Here is a 20,923-nt window from a genome sequence, read left to right as displayed (position 1 = left end):
TCATGCGGTAGTCGACGCCATCGTGGCCGCGTCGTCGTCCGCGGTCCGACGCCGCCACGTGATGACGTTCCGGGCGTCGAACCGCCGGGAACAGCGGGCGCAGGCCAGGGGACGGGTGGGCATGCGGTACCGGAAGTGCTCGTGTCCCGCGGGGCAGGTGCCGATCCAGGGGGCGAGCTCGCTGGCGATCGGCCCGTCGTGCAGCCGGGAACCGGTGTACCCGATCGACGCGGCCGTGCGCTTCCACTTCGGTCCGTGTGCCGCCCGGGCGCCGGCGAGTGCGTGCGCGACCTCGTGCAGCAGGACCTGTTCGACGTCCTCGTCGGAGAACCGGGTGGCCAGGTGACGGCTCACCGTGATCCGCTTCCGCGCGAAGTCGCACTGACCCGCGCGGGTCTTGGCGTGGTCGAACCCGAACGCCCACGTCCCGGTGCCGAGGTGTTCGGCGATGAGCGCTTCGGCGCGGAGCCGGACGGCCTCGAGCGCGGTCACTGCTCGGAACGCGGGTCGGCCTGGCCCTTCTTCGCTGCCCGGGCCGCGATCCGGCCCCAGATGTCGTCGGCCTCGGTCCGGGCGGCGTCGGGCGCACCGAGCACGCGCCGGCGGATCGGCGGGACCTGCTTCACCGGCTCGGCGACGCGGGTCGTGGGTTCGTCGTCCTCGGCGCGGCGGGCGGCGACCTCGCGGGCCGTCCGGGGCCGGTCGGACGGTTCCGCCGGGTTCGTGATCGAGGCCCGCATGGCGGCCTCGACCGCGGTGCGCAGCGCGTCGGTGCGCTCGGACGGCGCGCCGGCCTGCCGGAAGGCCTGGTACGCCCGCGAGAGTGCGGCGCGGGCCTCGTCGAAGCGGTCGTTCTCGAACAGCGACCAGCCCGCGATCTCGGCCGCGGCGCCCTCGAGCTCGGGCCACTCCTCGGTGGCGGCGGTGTCGCGGGCCATGGCGGCCTCGGCGGCAGCGCGGTCATGCCGGCCGAGGTCGTGCAGGACGTGCGCACGACGGATCCGCGCGGCGACCTTGTCCTGGCGCTCCCCGGTGAACATCGCGAGGCGGAACACCTCTTCGGCGATCACGAGCGACTCGTCCAGACGGCCGAGCAGGCGGAGGAGCTCGGCCCGTTCGGCGAGGGCGTCGGTGCTGCGGCTCTGACCGAGGTCACGGAGCCGCTGGTGCACGGCGTCGACGTCGACCGCGGGTCGCAGGCTGATGGGCGCGAAGGTGCTGCCCGGGCTGACTCCGGCCGTCACGGGAGCCGCGTGGCGCGGTTCACGGGAACGGTCGGACAGGTCGGGCTGCTGGCGGTCGTCGGGCGGGAGGGACATCGGTTCGAGGGTAGCCGCGGTCTCCCGGGAGCGGTCGGTGCGACGCGCTCAGGTTGCGCGGGTGCAGCCGTCCGCGCGTACCCCCGGGACGACGAACGGCCCGCCGTGCCGGAGCGCGACGGGCCGTTCGGTCGAGGGGTGGATCAGGAGTTGGCGCCCACCGCGCCGGCAGCGGCCACGCCGGCGTAGGTGACGAACGTCGCGATGGTCGCGACGACCGCCAGGACGATCGCCAGGATGCCCCAGACACGACCGCGCTTGGCGACGGCCGCGATGATGCCCTGCACGAGTGCCCAGAGTCCGAGGAACGCGGCGATGCCGATCACGGCGATGCCGCCCACGAGCTGCGAGCGGACGTCCGGGTCGCTCATGACCTCGCTCTGCATCTGCTCGGGCGTGAGGTTCGTCGAGCCGTTCTGCGTGATCTGGTCGATCACACCGCTGTTGCTGATGGCCGAACCCATGATGTAGCCGCCGACGACGCCGAGCACGAGCGCGAGCAGGCCGAGCACGAAGGCGATGATGCCGACGGTCTTCTTCTTCTTGGGCTTCGGCTCGTCGTGGCTCTGCCAGGCCGGGGCACCGGAGTGCGCGGGCGCGGCGGCGTACGGCTGCTGGTCGTGGTGCTGGCCCTGGTCGTGGCGCTGCTGGTCGTTCCAGCTCGGCGTGCTCGACGGCTGGCCGTACTGCTGCTGGCCGTACTGCTGCTGGCCCTGCCCGGACTGCTGCCCGTACTGCTGCTGGCCCTGCCCGGACTGCTGCCCGTACTGCTGCTGGCCCTGCCCGTACTGCTCGCCGTACTGCGGGGTCGAGGTCGGCGCCGGGTCCACACGCTCGCCGTACCGCGGGGCATCGGCGTCGGGCTGCTGCTGCTGCGGGGCGTCGCCCCAGCGCGGCGCCTGGCCGTCGCCCGTCCGGTCCTGGTCGTTCCGGTCGTCGTTCGTCATCAGGGTTCCCATCGCTCGGTCGCGCAGCTGCGCGGTCGTTCAGACCATCCTGACAGCCGGACCCGTCGAGTGCCCGAAGTCCGTCCCCGGCGACGCCGCGGGCGGGCGTCAGCCCCCGAACACGCTCCGGTTCGGCTCCGGCGACGCGACCGCCGTCTGGTCCGTGACGATCGGCGCCCCGGCGATGAACGACCGGAGCTCCGCACCGTGCACGACCTTGGCCGGCATCGGGTCGGACGAGTACCGCCTCGGCATGTCCGCCACCGGCAGGTCGGTCGGCGACCCGAGCAGCACGATGTTCCCGAACCGCCGGCCCTTGAGCATCCCGGTGTCCGCCACCGCCGCGACCGACGGCAGCACCGACTGCAGCGTCGACGCCTGCCCGCGGGCGAAGGCCAACCCGGCGCCGTCGGCCACGTTCACCGCGACGATGCCCGTCGGCGACAGGAACGCGGCGACCTCGCGGTAGAACTCGACGCTCGTCACGTGTGCGGGGATCTGCGAACCGCCGAAGACGTCCACCACCGCCAGGTCCACGGTGCCGCGGAGCCCGGCGGGCAGCTTGCCGAGGACCTCCCGGGCATCGCCGTACCGCACCCGGATCGACGCGCCACGGGGGAACGGCAGGGCCTCGCGCACGTGCTCGACCAGGTCACGCTCGAGCTCGATCACCTGCTGCCGCGAACCCGGACGGGTCACCGCGACGTAGCGGGGCAGGGTGAGGGCGCCGGCGCCCAGGTGCAGTGCCGTGATCGGGCCGTCCGGCAGCAGGTCGATCGCGTGCCCGATCCGGCGGATGTACTCGAACGCCAGGTGGGTCGGGTCCTCGAGGTCCACGTGCGACTGCGGGGTGCCGTCCACCACCAGGGTGAAGGACCCCGGTCGGTGCCGGTCCGGCTCCACCACCGAGTACCCCGCACCGATCCGGAACCCGTCGAACGCATCAGCCATGCCGTCAATGGAACACCACCGCGATCACCACCCGCGCCCCCACCCCTGGTTGGTGTGCCCGGGGGACGCCCGGAACGAGGCTGATCACACCGGTCGGGAACGCCCCGCCGGACCACCTCGAAAGGCACACCATGTCGGTCCAGCTCCTCGCGAACGTGCTCATCGGCCTCGCCCTCGTCGGCCTCCTGGCGTACCGGCAGGCGACCTGGCGGTTCCTCGACCCGGCGCGCATCTGGCGGGGTCCGCTCGTGATGGCGATCGTCGGCGTGGTCGTCCTCGCGCAGACCACGACGACCGTCACCACCACCGACGTCGTGTTCCTCGGCCTCGAAGCCCTGCTCACCGTCGGCGTCGGCCTCGCGATGGGGGCCATGACCCGGTTCCGCACCGTCACGACACCGGACGACAAGGGCCCCACCCTGCAGTCCCGCACCGGTTGGCTCGGCGCCGCGCTCTGGCTCGTCCTGATCGCCGCCCGCATCGGGCTCGACGTCCTCGGCGGCCACCTCGGCGCGCACCTGCTCACCTCGACCGGCACGATCCTGCTCGTGCTCGCCCTGAACCGCGCCGCCCGTGCCCTGGTCGTCGACCAGCGCATCCCCCGCGGCGGCGACCGGTCGGAGGCCGCCCGCCGCGGCATGATGGTCCGGTGAGCCTGCCCACCGACCCGGACCCGACCGACCCCGCCGGGGTCCGGTCCCGCTCGGTGCTGTCCTGGGGACTCAACGCCGTCGGGATCGCCGTGGTCGCCTTCTGGTTCGTCCGGAACGGCCTCCTGCTCCACCACCCCGCGTGGGTCTGGGTCCTCGGGGCCGTGGCGCTCGCCGCCTGGGCCGTCCGCGAAGGAGCACGCACGCCCCGCGTGCTCGTCGCCGCAGCCGGCGTGATGACCGCCGCCGGATCCTGCGTCGTGGTGCCGACCGACTCGCTCCTGGTCGTCCCGGTGATCGTCGGGCTCGTCGTCCTCGGCGCCGACCTCCGCCTGCCGGTCTGGACGGCCGCGGTCGCCGCGCTCGCCGCCATCGTGGTGGTCGCCGTCACCGCGACGCTCGAGCAGGCGTCGGTGCAGCTCGTCCTCGGCGTGAGCGGCGGGCTGCTGCTCGGCGTGCTCGTCGGATTCAGCCGTCGGCAGGTCCGGATCACGACGGCGCAGGCCCGCGAGACCGAGCGTCAGCAGCAGCGCGCACGGCTCCTCGCCGACCGGTCGCGGGCGTCCCGGGACATCCACGACGTCCTCGCCCACTCGCTCGGCGGCCTGGTGCTGCAGCTCGACGCGGTCGAGGCCCTGCTCGAGGCCGGCCGCGTCGACGAGGCCACCCGCCGAGCCGGCGATGCCCGCGCGCTGGCCGCGGACGGCCTGGCCGAGGCGCGGCGTGCGGTGCACGCGCTCCGCGACGAACCGCAGCCCGACCAGCCGGAGCCGACCCGTGCCTCCAGTCCGTCCGCCGACCACGCGTCGGGCCTGACGGCCCTGCTCGACGCGCACCGCTCGTTCGGCGGCGAGGTCGTCGTGCAGGGCGACGCGGCCCTCGCGGTCCTCGACGACGCCCACCGGGCCGCCGTGGTCCAGGTCGTCCGGGAGGCCCTCAGCAACGCCCGCAGGCACGCTCCCGGCCGCCCCGTGTCCCTGTCGGTGATCCGGGACGGCGACGCCGTGGACGTCGTCGTGGCCAACCCGCTGCCGAGCGGCGGACAGGGGTTGCTCGGGATGCGCGAGCGGTTCGCGGAACTCGGCAGCGAGGCCACGGTGGAGGCCGAGCGTTCCGACGACGAGTTCGTCGTCGCCATGCACCTGCCCGTCGACGGTTCGGTCGATGCGGAGACCGCGGACGCTCCAGGCGCCGCCGAGGACGACCGCTCGTGACGATCCGGGTGCTCGTGGTCGACGACCAGGCCATCGTCCGCGACGGCCTGGTGACGGTGCTGTCGCTCGTGCCCGACCTGCAGGTCGTCGGGCAGGCGGCGGACGGTGCCGAGGCGATCGCCGCCGTCGACCGGTACGTGCCCGACGTCGTCCTGATGGACCTGCGGATGCCGGGGGTCGACGGGCCGACCGCGACCGCGCGGATCGTCGCCGAGCACCCCGGGGTGGCGGTCCTGGTGCTGACGACCTACGCCGACGACGACTCCATCGTCACCGCGCTGCGGGCGGGCGCGCGCGGCTACCTGACGAAGGACGCCGGTCGGGCGGAGATCGCGACCGCGGTGCGGGCGGTGGCCGCCGGGCAGTCGACCTTCGACGCGACCGTGGGGGCGCGGCTGGTGGCGCGCCTCGCCGGTGGTGCTGGTGCCGATGCCGGCGCCGCTGCTGGTTCCGCTGCGCCGGCGGGAGCTGATCCGGGCCGGTCCCTCGCTGCCCGGTTCCCGGATCTCACCCCGCGCGAACTGGACGTCCTCGAGCGGATCGCGGACGGCCGGACGAACCCGCAGATCGCCGCCGAGCTGTTCCTGACGGTCCCCACCGTGAAGTCGTACGTGAACCAGGTGTTCGCGAAGCTCGGGGTCCGGACCCGCGCCGAGGCCGTCGCCCGCGTCCTGCGCTGACCGTCAGCAGCACCCCGTCGTCCCCAGGCGACGCACCGCGGACACGTGAATGCGTACACATGGACGACCAGCGGACGCCAAGACTCGTTGCGTACCGTTGACGCCTGTCGTCACGACGCCAGAGCGTCGATGCGTGTGTGCCCCACACTCCACGCGTCCGCCCGGACACCGTGACCACGACGTGCCCGTGAGCGCCCCCACCGCTCGAGCGTGCGCGTCGTCGGCGTGCTGCTGCGCGTCACCCCTCCGGCCACCCGCGCGCGCTGGCCGTCGAACGCACCGCACCCGATGACGAGTGCACCACTGCTGATCCGCCGCAGGAGACCTCCGTCATGACCGCCGACACCATGAGCGTGCCCACCGCTCGTTCCACCACCCCGGACACCCGCCGGGCCGGCACCCGACCCGCCCGGGTGATCCGGGCCTCCCGACCGACCCGCGCTTCCCGGCCGTCGCGCGCTTCGCGTGCCTCCCTGCCGTTCCACGCCGACCGCGAGACGGCGCCCACCTGGATGCGGGTCGTCGGCACGGCGCTGCTCGTCGGCGGCGCCGGCCTGTCCGCCGCCGTGCTCGGCTGGCCCGGGGACGCGCCGGAGGTCGCGCTGCTGGTGCCGGCCCTGCTCGCCGTCGCCCTCGGGGCGCTGCTCCTGCTCGCGCGTGCCGGGTTCACCGTCACCGAGCGGCACGTGACCCTGCACTTCCGTCCGCTCCCGCCGCGGCGCATCCCGCGCCGGCGGATCACCGACGTCCGCCTGGTCGAGGCGGACGCGGCCACCTACGGCGGTGTCGGCCTGCGGATCCGTCGCGGCGTGCGTGCGCTCATCCTCACGCCGGGGCTCGGCATCGAGCTCACGGACGACCGGGGCCGGGTCACGTTCGTCCGCACGCGTCGACCGGAGGACGCGTTCCGTGCGCTGGCAGGACTGCCGGGCGGGCCGGGAGGCGCGGATCACGTCGAGCGCGAGCGTCTCGGTTGATCAGGGGCTCGGCTGAGCACGGACCCGGCTGAGCACGGGAATGGAAGCGGTGCGTGGCGGCTTATACACGCCACTGCCGAATCCGGTCAAGCCGGGACTGGACAGCGCGCCACGGAGCGAACTATGATGACAGTTCGCGCTCCCTGGCATCCGTGTCGTCATATTGCGGTCGACGCAGAGTTCTGAGACAGAAACTCATCTCGCCCTGGTGCAGCCGGACCCGTATATGGCGGCGGGTACCGCTCACGGAGATCATCCCACACGTGCACCGACGTTCCGCGTCAGGCACGCGTCGGCGTGGTCGCAGGGCTTGCATCTCAGGGTTCGCCGAGCGATCAATCCACTCACCTACACACTGCTCGTCAGTGTCGGCCCGACGGGGCCTACCGGAGGTCACACCCTTGGCTGCTGCGCCCAACGCATCCACCAACCCCAAGAACGGTCGCAACCACTCGCGACTCTCGTTCGCCAAGATCACGGACACCCTCACGGTTCCTGATCTGCTCGCACTCCAGACGGAGAGCTTCGACTGGCTCGTCGGCAACGACGTCTGGAAGGCCCGCCTCGCCGAAGGGCAGGAGCAGGGTCGTACCGACCTCGCGCTGCACTCGGGGCTCGAGGAGATCTTCGAGGAGATCTCCCCGATCGAGGACCTCGGCGAGACCATGCAGCTCTCGTTCACCGCGCCGGAGCTCGAAGACCCGAAGTACTCGATCGACGACTGCAAGGAGCGCGGCAAGACCTACGCCGCTCCGCTGTACGTCAACGCCGAGTTCATGAACCACATGACGGGTGAGATCAAGACGCAGACGGTCTTCATGGGCGACTTCCCGCTCATGACCGAACGCGGCACGTTCATCATCAACGGCACCGAGCGCGTCGTCGTGTCGCAGCTCGTCCGTTCGCCCGGCGTGTACTTCGAGCGCCAGCAGGAGAAGACCTCCGACAAGGACATCTACTCGGCGCGGATCATCCCGTCGCGTGGTGCCTGGCTCGAGTTCGAGATCGACAAGCGCGACCAGGTGGGCGTGCGCATCGACCGCAAGCGCAAGCAGTCCGTGACCGTCTTCCTCAAGGCCCTCGGCCTGACGAGCGAAGAGATCATGGACGAGTTCCAGGGCTTCGCGTCGATCGAGTCGACCCTCGAGAAGGACGCCGTCCTCACGAAGGAAGAGGCGCTCAAGGACATCTACCGCAAGCTCCGTCCGGGCGAGCAGGTCGCTGCCGAGGCCGCGCGTGCGCTCCTCGACAACTTCTACTTCAACCCGAAGCGTTACGACCTGGCGAAGGTCGGCCGCTACAAGGTCAACCGCAAGCTCGGCATGGACGCCCCGCTGTCCGACTCGGTGCTCACCGTCAAGGACATCGTCGCGACGATCAAGTACCTGGTGTCGCTGCACGCTGAGCGCACCACGATCGACGGCGTCCGTGACGGCGAGCCGGTGCAGCTGCGCCTCGACGTGGACGACATCGACCACTTCGGCAACCGTCGCATCCGCGCCGTCGGCGAGCTCATCCAGAACCAGGTCCGCACGGGTCTGTCCCGCATGGAGCGCGTCGTCCGCGAGCGCATGACCACGCAGGACATCGAGGCGATCACGCCCCAGACGCTCATCAACGTGCGTCCGGTCGTCGCCGCGATCAAGGAGTTCTTCGGAACGTCCCAGCTGTCGCAGTTCATGGACCAGAACAACCCGCTCGCGGGCCTGACGCACAAGCGTCGTCTCTCGGCCCTCGGCCCGGGTGGTCTGTCCCGTGAGCGTGCCGGCGTCGAGGTCCGTGACGTCCACCCGTCGCACTACGGCCGCATGTGCCCGATCGAGACCCCGGAAGGCCCGAACATCGGCCTGATCGGTTCGCTCGCGTCGTTCGGTCGGATCAACTCCTTCGGCTTCATCGAGACCCCGTACCGTCGCGTCGTCGACGGCGAGGTCACGAAGACCATCGACTACCTCACCGCTTCGGAAGAGGACGACTTCGTCGTCGCGCAGGCAAACGCCCCGCTGACGAACGACTTCCACTTCGCCGACGACAAGGTGCTCGTCCGCAAGAAGGGTGGCGAGGTCGAACTCGTCGCCAAGGACGAGGTCGACTACATGGACGTCTCCCCGCGCCAGATGGTGTCGGTCGCGACGTCGCTCATCCCGTTCCTCGAGCACGACGACGCGAACCGCGCCCTCATGGGTGCGAACATGCAGCGTCAGGCCGTCCCGCTGCTCCGTTCCGAGTCGCCGCTCGTCGGCACCGGCATGGAGGGCTACACGGCCATCGACGCCGGCGACGTCGTCACCGCCGACAAGGCCGGTGTCGTCTCCGAGGTCTCGGCCGACGCCGTCACCCTGCAGCTCGACGAGGGCGGCACGCAGACCTACTACCTGCGCAAGTTCGACCGCTCCAACCAGGGCACGAGCTACAACCACCGCGTCATCGTCTCCGCAGGCGAGCGCGTGGAGCAGGGCGAGGTCATCGCCGACGGTCCCGCGACGGAGAACGGCGAGCTCGCGCTCGGCAAGAACCTCCTCGTCGCGTTCATGCCGTGGGAGGGCTACAACTACGAGGACGCGATGATCCTGTCGCAGAACCTCATCAAGGACGACACGCTCTCCTCGATCCACATCGAGGAGTACGAGGTCGACGCCCGCGACACCAAGCTCGGCAAGGAGGAGATCACGCGTGACCTCCCCAACGTCAGCCCGGACCTGCTGGCCGACCTCGACGAGCGCGGCATCATCCGCATCGGTGCCGAGGTCCGCCCCGGCGACATCCTCGTCGGCAAGGTCACGCCGAAGGGCGAGACCGAGCTGAGCGCCGAGGAGCGTCTGCTCCGTGCCATCTTCAACGAGAAGTCGCGCGAAGTCCGCGACACCTCGCTCAAGGTGCCCCACGGTGAAGAGGGCACGATCATCGGCGTCAAGGTGTTCGACTCGCAGGACGGCGACGACGAGCTCGGCTCGGGCGTCAACCAGCGCGTGGTCGTCTACATCGCCCAGAAGCGCAAGATCACCGCGGGTGACAAGCTCGCCGGTCGTCACGGCAACAAGGGCGTCATCTCGACCATCCTCCCGGTCGAGGACATGCCGTTCCTCGCCGACGGCACCCCCGTCGACATCGTCCTCAACCCGCTCGGCGTCCCCGGCCGCATGAACTTCGGCCAGGTGCTCGAGATCCACCTCGGGTGGCTCGCCAAGCAGGGCTGGAACGTCGAGGGCATCCAGGACTGGGCCGAGAACCTGCCGGAGGCAGCGCACAGCGCCGAGCCCGGCACCAAGGTCGCCACCCCGGTGTTCGACGGTGCGTACGAGCGCGAGATCGAGGGCCTCCTCGACTCGACCCTCCCGAACCGCGACGGCGAGCGCCTGATCGGCTCGTCCGGCAAGGCGCAGCTCTTCGACGGCCGCTCCGGCGAGCCGTTCCCGGAGCCCGTCTCGGTCGGCTACATGTACATCCTCAAGCTGCACCACCTGGTCGACGACAAGATCCACGCGCGTTCGACCGGTCCGTACTCGATGATCACGCAGCAGCCGCTGGGTGGTAAGGCGCAGTTCGGTGGACAGCGATTCGGTGAGATGGAGGTGTGGGCGCTCGAAGCGTACGGCGCCGCCTACGCCCTCCAGGAGCTCCTGACGATCAAGTCCGACGACATCCTCGGCCGCGTGAAGGTCTACGAGGCGATCGTCAAGGGCGAGAACATCCAGGAACCCGGCATCCCCGAGTCCTTCAAGGTCCTCATGAAGGAGATGCAGTCGCTCTGCCTGAACGTCGAGGTCCTCTCGGCCGACGGCCAGGCGGTCAGCCTGCGCGACAACGATGACGAGGTCTTCCGCGCTGCGGAGGAGCTGGGCATCAACATCTCCTCGCGGTTCGAGTCGTCCTCTGTCGACGACATCTGATCCCGCCCGTACATCGAAGCCTGAATCAGCAAGAGAGAAGAACATTGCTCGAAGCAACTTCCTTTGACGCCATTCGGATCGGCCTCGCGACCGCCGAGGACATCCGTCAGTGGTCGTACGGCGAGGTCAAGAAGCCGGAGACCATCAACTACCGCACCCTGAAGCCCGAGAAGGACGGTCTGTTCGGCGAGCAGATCTTCGGTCCTTCCCGCGACTGGGAGTGCGCCTGCGGCAAGTACAAGCGTGTCCGGTTCAAGGGCATCGTCTGCGAGCGCTGCGGCGTCGAGGTCACCAAGTCCTCGGTCCGTCGTGAGCGCATGGGCCACATCGAGCTCGCTGCCCCCGTCACGCACATCTGGTACTTCAAGGGCGTCCCGTCGCGCCTCGGGTACCTCCTCGACATGGCGCCGAAGGACCTCGAGAAGGTCATCTACTTCGCGGCGTACATGATCATCGACATCGATGAAGAGGGCCGTCACGCGGACATGCCGGGTCTCGAGAACGAGATGCGTCTCGAGATCAAGACCCTCGAGGGCCAGCGCGACTCGATCATCGCCGACCGCCTCAAGAAGCTCGAGGACGACCTCGCAGCCCTTGAGGAAGAGGGTGCGAAGGCCGACGTCAAGCGCCGCACCAAGGACACCGCCGAGAAGGAGATGTCCCAGGTCCGCAAGTCGTTCGACGAGGACATCACCCGTCTCGAGCGTGTGTGGGAGGACTTCCGCAACCTCAAGGTGGGCGACCTCAAGCCCGAGGACGCCGTCTTCCACGAGCTCCAGGACCGGTTCGGGATCTACTTCGACGCCTACATGGGCGCCGAGGCGATCAAGCTCCGGCTCGAGGCGTTCGACCTGGCCGCCGAGGCCGAGGCACTGCGTCTGCAGATCGCCGAGGGCAAGGGCCAGAAGAAGATCCGCGCGATCAAGCGTCTGCGCGTCGTCAGCTCCTTCCTCGCCACCGGCAACTCGCCGGCCGCGATGGTGCTCGGCGTCGTGCCGGTCATCCCGCCGGAGCTGCGCCCGATGGTGCAGCTCGACGGTGGCCGTTTCGCCACGTCGGACCTCAACGACCTCTACCGTCGTGTGATCAACCGCAACAACCGTCTCCGCCGCCTGCTCGACCTCGGTGCCCCCGAGATCATCGTGAACAACGAGAAGCGCATGCTGCAGGAAGCGGTCGACGCGCTGTTCGACAACGGTCGTCGTGGACGTCCGGTCACGGGTACCGGCAACCGCGCCCTGAAGTCCCTGAGCGACATGCTCAAGGGCAAGCAGGGTCGTTTCCGCCAGAACCTGCTCGGCAAGCGCGTCGACTACTCGGGCCGTTCGGTCATCATCGTCGGCCCGCAGCTGAAGCTGCACCAGTGCGGTCTGCCCAAGCAGATGGCGCTCGAGCTCTTCAAGCCGTTCGTGATCAAGCGCCTCATCGACCTGTCGCACGCGCAGAACATCAAGTCGGCCAAGCGCATGGTCGAGCGTTCGCGTCCGCAGGTGTGGGACGTGCTCGAGGAGATCATCCGCGAGCGCCCCGTCCTGCTGAACCGTGCGCCGACGCTGCACCGTCTGGGCATCCAGGCGTTCGAGCCGCAGCTCGTCGAGGGCAAGGCCATCCAGCTCCACCCGCTCGTCTGTGCTGCGTTCAACGCGGACTTCGACGGCGACCAGATGGCCGTGCACCTGCCGCTGTCGGTCGAGGCCCAGGCCGAGGCCCGCATCCTGATGCTCGCCTCGAACAACATCCTGAAGCCGTCCGACGGCCGCCCGGTGACCCTGCCCGCACAGGACATGATCATCGGTCTGCACCACCTCACGACCGTCCGCGAGGGCGCCGTGGGCGAGGGCCGTGCGTTCTCGTCGGTGGCCGAGGCGATCCTGGCGAACGACCAGCACACGCTGCACCTCAACGCGATGGTGAAGATCCGCATGACGGGTGTCCACTTCGCCGAGGGTGAAGCACCCGAGGGCTACGAGCAGGGCGACACCGTGCTGCTCGAGACGACCCTGGGCCGTGCGCTCTTCAACGAGACCCTGCCGGCGAACTACCCGTTCGTCCAGAAGGTCACGGACAAGGGCGTGCTCTCCGCGATCGTCAACGACCTCGCCGAGCGCTACTCCAAGACCGAGACGGCCGCTGCGCTGGACCGGATCAAGGACGCCGGCTTCTACTGGGGCACCCGCTCCGGTGTGACCGTCGCCCTGTCGGACGTCGTGACGCCTCCTCGCAAGAAGGAGATCATCGCGGGCTACGAGATCCAGGCCGCCAAGGTGCAGGGCGAGTTCGACAAGGGTCTGATCACCGACTCCGAGCGTCGCGCCGACCTGATCAAGATCTGGACCGAGGCCACGAACGAGATCGCGCAGGAGATGCGCGACAACTTCCCGGTCGACAACACCATCAACCGCATGGTGTCGTCCGGTGCTCGTGGTAACTGGCTCCAGGTCCGCAACATCGCCGGTATGCGTGGTCTGGTGAACAACCCGAAGGGCGAGATCATCGCCCGCCCGATCATCAACTCGTACCGCGAGGGCCTGACCGTGGCGGAGTACTTCATCGCCACCCACGGTGCTCGTAAGGGTCTTGCCGACACCGCGCTCCGTACCGCGGACTCCGGGTACCTCACCCGTCGTCTCGTGGACGTCTCGCAGGACGTCATCATCCGCGAGGACGACTGCGGCACGACGCGTGGCCTCGAGCTGCCGATCGCGACCGTGGACGCCGACGGCAAGCTCGTCCGCGACCCGCGCGTCGAGAACACCGTGTACTCCCGCACCCTGGCCACCGAGGCCGTGGACGCACAGGGCACGGTCGTGGCCGAAGCCGGTGAGGACGTCGGTGACGTGCTCCTCGAGAAGCTGCTGGCAGCCGGTGTCGAGAGCATCAAGGTGCGCTCGGTCCTGACCTGCGAGTCCGCCGTCGGTGTCTGCGCGAAGTGCTACGGCCGTTCGCTCGCCACGGGCAACCTCGTCGACATCGGCGAGGCGGTCGGCATCATCGCCGCCCAGTCCATCGGTGAGCCCGGTACCCAGCTGACGATGCGTACCTTCCACACGGGTGGTTCGGCCTCGGCCGACGACATCACCCAGGGTCTGCCGCGTGTCACGGAACTCTTCGAGGCGCGTACCCCCAAGGGCGCGTCCCCGATCGCCGAGGCCCCCGGCCGCGTCGTGGTCGAGGACACGGACAAGGGTCGTCGGATCATCCTCACGCCGGACAACGGCGACGAGCCGTTCATCTACCCGGTGCTCAAGCGTGCGACGCTCCTCATCGAGGACAACCAGCACGTCGAGCTCGGCGAGCAGTTCATCGCCGGCACCGTCGACCCGAAGGAAGTCCTCCGGGTCAAGGGTGTCCGAGAGGTCCAGAAGCACCTGGTCAACGGTGTGCAGGACGTCTACGGCTCGCAGGGTGTGCCGATCCACGACAAGCACATCGAGGTCATCGTCCGCCAGATGCTCCGCAAGGTCACCGTCGTCGACCACGGCGACACCGACCTGCTGCCGGGTGAGCTCGTCGACCGGTCGCGCTACAACGCGCTGAACCGTGCGGCGCTGCAGGAGGGTCGCAAGACCGCCTCGGCTCGCCAGGAGGTCATGGGCATCACGAAGGCGTCCCTCGCGACCGAGTCGTGGCTGTCCGCCGCTTCCTTCCAGGAGACCACCCGCGTGCTCACGCAGGCGGCCATGGAGGGCAAGCAGGACCACCTCGTCGGCCTCAAGGAGAACGTCATCATCGGTAAGCTCATCCCCGCCGGGACGGGCCTCAGCCGGTACCGTGACGTGGACGTGAACGCGACCGAAGAGGCGAAGGCGGAGCGGTACCCCAACCGCATCTTCGCCGACGACTCGTCGTTCTCGGACGCCGACCTGAGCTTCGTCGACTTCGACAGCTTCTCGTCGGACGACTTCACGCCGGGCACGTACAACTGAGCCTGATGTGATCCCACGAAGGCCCCGTCTCCGCAAGGAGGCGGGGCCTTCGTTGTGTCGTCACCACGTGACGGCCTGGAGGCGCGGTGCGGGGCCGGCACGGGCCTCCCGTCCGCCGTGGGGTCGCGGCTAGAGCGCGCGGCCCGCGCCGTTGTCGCGGCCGGAACCGCGACCGGTCTCGTCGACCAGCGAGAACAGGCTCAGCACGTTGCCGTCGGGGTCGCGGACGTCGAACCAGTCGACCGCCCCGTCGACGCACTCGACGGGGCCGATGTCGATGCCGAGCGCGCCGATGCGTGCGTGCTGCGCGGCGACGTCGTCGACGCCGAAGCGGACGCTGACCGGGTTCTCCTCGGCCTGTTCGTCGACGTAGAGCTGGATCCAGATGCCGCCGACCTCGTACTCGGCGACGCCGTCCTCGGGCTCGAGGTCCGGCTCGGTGCGCTCGAAGACCGCGCCGTACCAGAGGCAGGACGCCTCGATGTCGCTGACGGGTAACCCCACGGTCACGCTCGTGATGTCCATGACTCATCATGTGCCCGGGTGGGGGCGCGCGTCGAGAGGGATTCCGCGGTGCCGCGCTGTCCGGCCCGCGTGGCAGGGTGGTGTCATGGCAACGCTGCGCGAACGGATTCCCGCCTCGCCCCGGCTCGAACTGCCGTCACCAGTGGGCGGCATCGTCTTCCGTCCGGGATCGCGCGACGACCTGGTGGGCATGCACGCGGTCGCGGTCGCTGCCGCCGCACTCGACGATCCTCGTGCCCGTCCCTCCACAGCGGACCTCGACCGCTCGTTGTCCACCGAAGGGCTCATCGTCGATCGGGACACGGTGGTGGGCGTCGATCCTGACGGACATGTGCAGGCCTACGGCATCGTCATCGACGTCCCTTCCCGGGTCACCGCGGCGCGGGCGGTGCTCGGCGGTGCGGTCCACCCCCGGTACCGGAGCCGTGGTGTCGGGCGCCGGGTCCTCGCGTGGCAGGTCGGTCGAGCGCAGCAACGGCTCGCCGCGCTCGACCTCGACCTTCCCGCGACCCTCGACGTCGGTGGCCGCTCCGGTGCTCCCGTCCTCGCCCTCGCCGAGCGGCTCGGGTTCCGGCCGGTCCGGCACTGGGTCGAGATGGAGCTCGTCTTCGCCGACCATGCCGTCGACGGCCCCCCGACGCCCGCGTTCCCCGACGGTCTGGTCCTCCGACCAGCGGCCGCGGACGACATCGAGCCGATGCGGGCTGCCAAGAACGACGCCTTCCGCGACCACTGGGGCTCGCAGCCGATGGTCGCGTCCGACTGGCGGGGCTTCCTCACTGCACCGAAGAGCCGGCTCGACCTGTCCCGACTCGTGGTCGATCCACTGGGCAACGTGCTCGCCTTCGCCGTCGTCGAGGTCGATCCGGACGGGTTCGCCGCACGCGGTCGGGCGTTCGGGTACGTGCACTGGGTCGGCGTCACCCGTTCCGCGCGTGGTCGCGGGTTGGCGCCGCTCGTGCTCGGCGCTGCACTCGCGGCGATGCGAGCGGACGGGCTGTCCGCTGCGGTGCTGGACGTCGACACCGAGAACCCGAGCGGCGCGGCCCGGATCTACGAGCGGCTCGGATTCGTCCGGGGCGAGGTCCACGTCACGGCCTCGGTGTCCCTCTGACCGGGGCCGAACGGGTCGTGGACCCCAGTTCTGGGTGCAGCCGGACCCCCTCCGCCCCCTCTTTCTGGGACTGCGGTCGGCGAGGGCCCCAGAAGTAGCGTGGTCGGGCGCCACATCCCTGGTGGCGCATCACCCGACGACGTCTCGCCGTGCGCGAGTCCAAGGAGGCACGGGACTCATGGCGACCCTGTCCGAGATCCTCATCCTGAACGGCGCCCTGCCGATCGAGCACCTCGATGCGATGACGGGTGACGAGGACCTCGACGAGCGCGCCATCCGCGGCCTGGTCGACCAGGGCGTCGTGAGCGAGGCCCAGTTCATCACCGCCCGGGCCGCGTCGAACAACTCCCGCACCGTCCCGCTGAGCGACTACCCCGTCGACGGCACCGCGGTGTCGATCCTGCCGGCCGCCCTGTGCCGTCGCCACGGTGTACTCGGTGTCGGGTTCGAGGGCGACCTGCTCATCCTCGCGATGGTGAACCCCACCAACGTGCTCGCCATCGACGACGCCCGGACGGCGTCCGGCCGGGCGATCAAGCCGCTGCAGGTCGAGGAGCGCGACCTCGTCGCTGCCCTCGACCGGTACCTGCGCGCCGACGACGAGCTGAACGACCTGACGTCGTCGCTCGAAGAAGAAGCGTCGACGACCTCGAAGGCGCAGGTCGACATCGCCGACGGTGCCCTCGACGACGTGCCGATCGTCCGCTTCGTGAACCTGCTCGTGTCGCAGGCCATCCAGGACCACGCGTCCGACATCCACATCGAGCCCGGCGAGCACGAGGTCCGGATCCGGTACCGCATCGACGGCGTGCTGCACGAGATGGCGCCGGCGCCGAAGAACATCCAGAACGGCGTGATCAGCCGCCTGAAGATCATGAGCGACATCGACATCGCCGAGCGTCGCAAGCCGCAGGACGGCCGCATGTCCGTGCGCCACGGCGGCCGGCAGATCGACCTCCGCGTCGCGACGCTGCCCACCGTGTGGGGTGAGAAGGTCGTCATGCGGATCCTCGACAACACGAACACCTCGCTGACCCTCAAGGACCTCAACCTCCTCGAGCAGAACTTCCAGGCGTACCAGCGGTCCTACTCGAAGCCGTACGGCATGATCCTGGTCACCGGTCCCACCGGTTCGGGCAAGTCGACGACGCTGTACACGACCCTCAACGCCGTGGCGAAGCCCGAGATCAACGTCATCACGGTGGAGGACCCGGTCGAGTACCGGATGGCCGGCATCAACCAGGTGCAGGTCAACCCGAAGGCCGGCCTGACGTTCGCGTCCGCGCTCCGCTCTATCCTCCGGTCCGACCCCGACGTCGTGCTGCTCGGTGAGATCCGCGACCACGAGACCGCCCAGATCGCGATCGAGGCGTCGCTCACCGGGCACCTCGTGCTCTCGACCCTGCACACCAACGACGCGCCCTCGGCCGTGACCCGCCTGACCGAGATGGACATCGAGCCGTTCCTGGTCGGGTCCGCCCTCGACTCCGTCGTCGCCCAGCGACTCGCCCGCCGGCTGTGCGACCGGTGCAAGGCGCCAGCCGTGTACGAGATCGAGCAGCTCCGGGCACTCGGTTTCCTGGCTCCCGGTGACGAGATGCCCGCGTTCTTCGCCCCGGTCGGCTGCGCGGTGTGCTCGAACACCGGGTACCGCGGCCGCATCGCCCTGCACGAGGTCATGACCGTGACCGAGGAGATCGAGCGGCTCGCCGTCGGTCGCGCCTCGAGCGCGGAGATCAGCCGCGTCGCCCAGCAGCAGGGCATGCTCACGCTCCGCCAGGACGGCTTCGAGAAGGTCAAGCTCGGCATGACGAGCGTCGACGAGATCCTGCGCGTCGTCGCGTGACCGGGGAACAGGACGAGCAGATGACCGACTCCGTGTACGACATCACCATGCCCGGCGACGAGCCCGTCGCCGGGTGGCACCCCGGCACCCCCGGCGCCGAGGTCGGCTCCCGCCGTGCCGCGCGTCTGGCCGCGGCTGCTGCCGCCCCGCCCGAGCAGGTCTACGACCTGACGGACGACTCGGCGGTGTGGCCCGCGCCCACCGCCACGGCCGTGGCCAGCCCGATCGCCGGGCCCGTGGGTGGTCCGGTCGCTGCGCCCGTGGGGCAGTCCGCCACCGCCCCGGCGACGCCGCCCGCCGCGGTGCCGTCCTCGACCGCCACCTACGGGTACGCCGAGCCCGCGACCCAGCAGCTGCCGGCCATCGCCTACAGCGGCGCCCACCACGCCGCACCGGCGGCACCCGCTCCGGTTCCCGCCCCCACCGCGGCGTCGGCCGGTGACATCGACTTCGCCCGGCACGCGCGTGAGGTCGCCGACCCCGACCTCATCACCGCGCTGGCGCAGGTCGTCTACCAGGGGGCCTCCGACCTGCACGTCACGGCCGACGCCCCGCCCACCGTCCGCGTCGACGGCTCGCTCCGGCCGGCCGTGCCCGGAGGCGCGTGGTCGCGTGGCAAGGTCATCGCGGCACTCAAGACGCTGCTGTCCGCCGAACAGGCCGGGCAGTTCGACCACGACCAGGAACTCGACTTCGCGTACTCGCTGTCGCCGGAGTACCGCTTCCGCGTGAACTACTACCAGCAGCGCGGCAACTGGGGCGCGGCGTTCCGCATCATCCCCACCAGGATCAAGACGCTCAAGCAGCTCGGCATCCCCGCGCACGTCGGCGACTTCGCCGGCCTGCCCCGTGGCCTGGTCCTCGTCACCGGCCCGACCGGCTCGGGCAAGTCGACCACCCTCGCCGCGCTCATCGACCTGGTCAACGAGAGCCGTGCCGACCACATCGTGACGGTCGAGGACCCGATCGAGTTCATGCACGACCACAAGCGGTCGATCATCAACCAGCGCGAGGTCGGCGCCGACACCCACTCCTTCGCCTCCGCGCTCAAGCACGTGCTGCGGCAGGACCCCGACGTCATCCTGATCGGTGAGCTCCGCGACCTCGAGACCATCTCCGTCGCGCTCACCGCCGCCGAGACCGGCCACCTGGTGTTCGCCACCCTGCACACGCAGAGCGCACCCGGCACGATCGACCGCGTCATCGACGTCTTCCCGCCGCACCAGCAGGGGCAGATCCGCACGCAGCTCGCGGCCACCCTGCAGGGCGTCGTCTGCCAGACCCTCGTCCCGAAGGCCAACGGTGTCGGTCGGGTCGTCGCCACCGAGATCATGACGATCACCCCGGCCATCGGCAACCTCATCCGCGAAGGCAAGACGTACCAGATCACCTCCGCCATGCAGGCCGGCCGTGACCTCGGCATGCACACCATGGACCAGGACCTCGCCGAACTGGTCAACGTCGGCACCATCTCGCGCAAGGCCGCGATGGAGAAGGTCCACGACGAAGAGGGCTTCGACCGGCTCGTCCAGCGCGTCGAGTCCCCGTCCGACTCCTCGGCCGCCGCGATCGCCGCCAGCGGCATCGACTTCGGCGACAAGTTCTCCGGAGGCTACTGATGTCACTCGCGTTCGACTACCGCGGGCGCGACGGCGCCGGCAAGCTCGTGAAGGGCCGCCTCGACGCCGCGTCCGAAGGGGCCGTCGTCCAGCGCCTCCGGGGGATGGGCGTCTCGCCGATCGCCATCACCGAGGCGAAGGCCGGCACCGGGCTGCAGACCGAGATCAAGATCCCCGGGTTCGAGAAGGGCGTCGGGCTCAAGGACCTCGCGATCATGTCGCGGCAGGCCTCGACGATGCTCACCTCGGGCCTCTCGCTGCTGCGGACCCTCACGATCCTGTCCGACCAGACCGAGAACAAGAAGCTCAAGGACATCCTCGGCAAGGTCCGTGACGACGTCGAGCGCGGCGTCTCGTTCTCCGACGCCGTCGCGAAGTACCCGGTCGACTTCCCGCCGATCATGATCAACATGATCCGTGCAGGAGAGACCGGCGGCTTCCTCGACCAGGCCATGGACTCCATCGCGACGAACTTCGAGAAGGAGCACAAGCTCCGCTCGACGATCAAGTCGGCGATGACCTACCCGGTGGTGGTGCTGTGCATGTCACTTGCCGCCGTCGTGATCATGCTCATCTTCATCGTCCCGATCTTCCAGGACATGTTCTCGTCGCTCGGCGGGCAGCTGCCGTTGCCGACGCAGGTCCTGGTGACCCTGTCGCACGCGATGCGCTGGCTCGCACCGGTCCTGGCGGTCGCCGTGATCGTCGGCTGGCTGTGGTTCCGGGCGAACAAGAACACGGATCGCTTCCGGAGCTTCCGCGACCCGATCATGCTCCGCCTGCCGGTGTTCGGTGGACTGACCCGCAAGATCGTCATCGCGCGGTTCGCGCGGAACTTCTCGAACATGATCGGCGCTGGCGTGCCGATTCTGCAGGCATTGTCGATCGTCGGTCAGGTGTCGAACAACTTCGTGGTCCAGAAAGCACTCGAGCGCGTTGCTGAAGACGTCCGAAAAGGCGAATCAATTGCGGCGCCGTTGGCGCGGGAAAACATTTTCCCGGCAATGGTCTCGCAAATGGTCGCAGTCGGCGAGGACGCCGGTTCGCTGGAGATCATGCTCGAGAAGATCGCGGTCTTCTACGACTCCGAAGTCGAGTCGACGACCGAGTCGCTGACTGCCCTGATCGAGCCGCTCCTCATCGCATTCCTCGGCGTCGTCGTCGGTGGCATGATCATCGCGCTCTACCTGCCGATCTTCCAGATCACGTCGTTGGTGAAGTAAGGATCGCCCCTCGTGTGGGGGTGAAGCGCGAGGGGAGACCCC

General features: G+C 69.6%; 15 protein-coding genes. 10 read left to right on the top strand and 5 right to left on the bottom strand.

Features of this window, described 5'->3' with window-relative positions; translation table 11 throughout:
* The 4 genes from ORG17_RS16585 to ORG17_RS16570 form a co-directional block, all read right to left on the bottom strand.
* A complete protein-coding gene (locus ORG17_RS16585; protein ID WP_214526107.1) occupies positions 1-492 on the bottom strand; it encodes a SprT-like domain-containing protein in 492 nt (163 codons plus the stop codon).
* Positions 489-1,319, bottom strand: coding sequence for a hypothetical protein (locus ORG17_RS16580; RefSeq protein ID WP_214526108.1), 831 nt, complete (start codon positions 1,317-1,319; stop codon positions 489-491). Before ORG17_RS16580 ends, ORG17_RS16585 begins: the two co-directional genes overlap by 4 nt.
* Before the next feature lie 143 nt (positions 1,320-1,462).
* Positions 1,463-2,266 (bottom strand): DUF4064 domain-containing protein, encoded by an 804-nt coding sequence (locus ORG17_RS16575; protein WP_214526109.1) that lies wholly within the window; start codon positions 2,264-2,266, stop codon positions 1,463-1,465.
* 108 nt (positions 2,267-2,374) lie between these two features.
* Complete coding sequence (locus ORG17_RS16570) at positions 2,375-3,217, bottom strand: spermidine synthase (protein ID WP_071245518.1); 843 nt, start codon at positions 3,215-3,217, stop codon at positions 2,375-2,377.
* A gap of 131 nt (positions 3,218-3,348) precedes the next feature.
* Between ORG17_RS16570 and ORG17_RS16565 the strand changes: the two genes are divergently transcribed.
* From ORG17_RS16565 to rpoC, 6 genes are all read left to right on the top strand, one after another.
* A complete protein-coding gene (locus tag ORG17_RS16565; RefSeq protein WP_214526110.1) occupies positions 3,349-3,870 on the top strand; it encodes a hypothetical protein in 522 nt (173 codons plus the stop codon).
* Complete coding sequence (locus ORG17_RS16560) at positions 3,867-5,081, top strand: sensor histidine kinase (protein ID WP_214526111.1); 1,215 nt, start codon at positions 3,867-3,869, stop codon at positions 5,079-5,081. The genes ORG17_RS16565 and ORG17_RS16560 overlap by 4 nt, the downstream gene beginning before the upstream one ends.
* Positions 5,078-5,761, top strand: coding sequence for a response regulator transcription factor (locus ORG17_RS16555; RefSeq protein ID WP_214526112.1), 684 nt, complete (start codon positions 5,078-5,080; stop codon positions 5,759-5,761). The genes ORG17_RS16560 and ORG17_RS16555 overlap by 4 nt, the downstream gene beginning before the upstream one ends.
* Positions 5,762-6,093: 332 nt before the next feature.
* Positions 6,094-6,738, top strand: a complete 645-nt coding sequence (locus ORG17_RS16550; RefSeq protein WP_214526113.1) for a hypothetical protein — start codon at positions 6,094-6,096, stop codon at positions 6,736-6,738.
* 401 nt (positions 6,739-7,139) lie between these two features.
* Entirely contained in the window at positions 7,140-10,628 is a 3,489-nt protein-coding gene (rpoB, locus tag ORG17_RS16545) for a DNA-directed RNA polymerase subunit beta (RefSeq protein ID WP_027466749.1), read from the top strand.
* A gap of 44 nt (positions 10,629-10,672) precedes the next feature.
* The gene (rpoC, locus tag ORG17_RS16540) at positions 10,673-14,554 is read left to right on the top strand and encodes a DNA-directed RNA polymerase subunit beta' (protein WP_027466748.1); all 3,882 of its coding nucleotides are present in this window, start codon (positions 10,673-10,675) and stop codon (positions 14,552-14,554) included.
* A 129-nt stretch (positions 14,555-14,683) separates the two neighbouring features.
* On the opposite strand, the gene ORG17_RS16535 is transcribed toward rpoC, so the two are convergent.
* Positions 14,684-15,079 (bottom strand): VOC family protein, encoded by a 396-nt coding sequence (locus tag ORG17_RS16535; protein ID WP_071245506.1) that lies wholly within the window; start codon positions 15,077-15,079, stop codon positions 14,684-14,686.
* Between the two features lie 85 nt (positions 15,080-15,164).
* Between ORG17_RS16535 and ORG17_RS16530 the strand changes: the two genes are divergently transcribed.
* From ORG17_RS16530 to ORG17_RS16515, 4 genes are all read left to right on the top strand, one after another.
* On the top strand, positions 15,165-16,193 hold the full coding sequence (locus ORG17_RS16530) for a GNAT family N-acetyltransferase (protein WP_214526114.1): 1,029 nt from the start codon (positions 15,165-15,167) through the stop codon (positions 16,191-16,193).
* A 178-nt stretch (positions 16,194-16,371) separates the two neighbouring features.
* Entirely contained in the window at positions 16,372-18,039 is a 1,668-nt protein-coding gene (locus ORG17_RS16525; RefSeq protein WP_027466747.1) for a GspE/PulE family protein, read from the top strand.
* 20 nt (positions 18,040-18,059) lie between these two features.
* Positions 18,060-19,658: a type IV pilus twitching motility protein PilT gene (locus ORG17_RS16520; RefSeq protein WP_284731060.1), complete on the top strand. Its 1,599-nt coding sequence runs from the start codon at positions 18,060-18,062 to the stop codon at positions 19,656-19,658.
* Positions 19,658-20,881 carry a type II secretion system F family protein gene (locus ORG17_RS16515; RefSeq protein ID WP_214526115.1) on the top strand — a complete coding sequence of 408 codons (1,224 nt, stop codon included), beginning with the start codon at positions 19,658-19,660 and terminating at the stop codon, positions 20,879-20,881. The genes ORG17_RS16520 and ORG17_RS16515 overlap by 1 nt, the downstream gene beginning before the upstream one ends.
* Positions 20,882-20,923 lie beyond the last annotated feature (42 nt).

Source organism: Curtobacterium flaccumfaciens pv. betae (genome assembly GCF_026241855.1).
Taxonomy (GTDB): domain Bacteria; phylum Actinomycetota; class Actinomycetes; order Actinomycetales; family Microbacteriaceae; genus Curtobacterium; species Curtobacterium flaccumfaciens.
The sequence above is the reverse complement of the archived record's forward strand: the minus strand, read 5'-3'. Positions and strand labels throughout refer to the sequence as shown.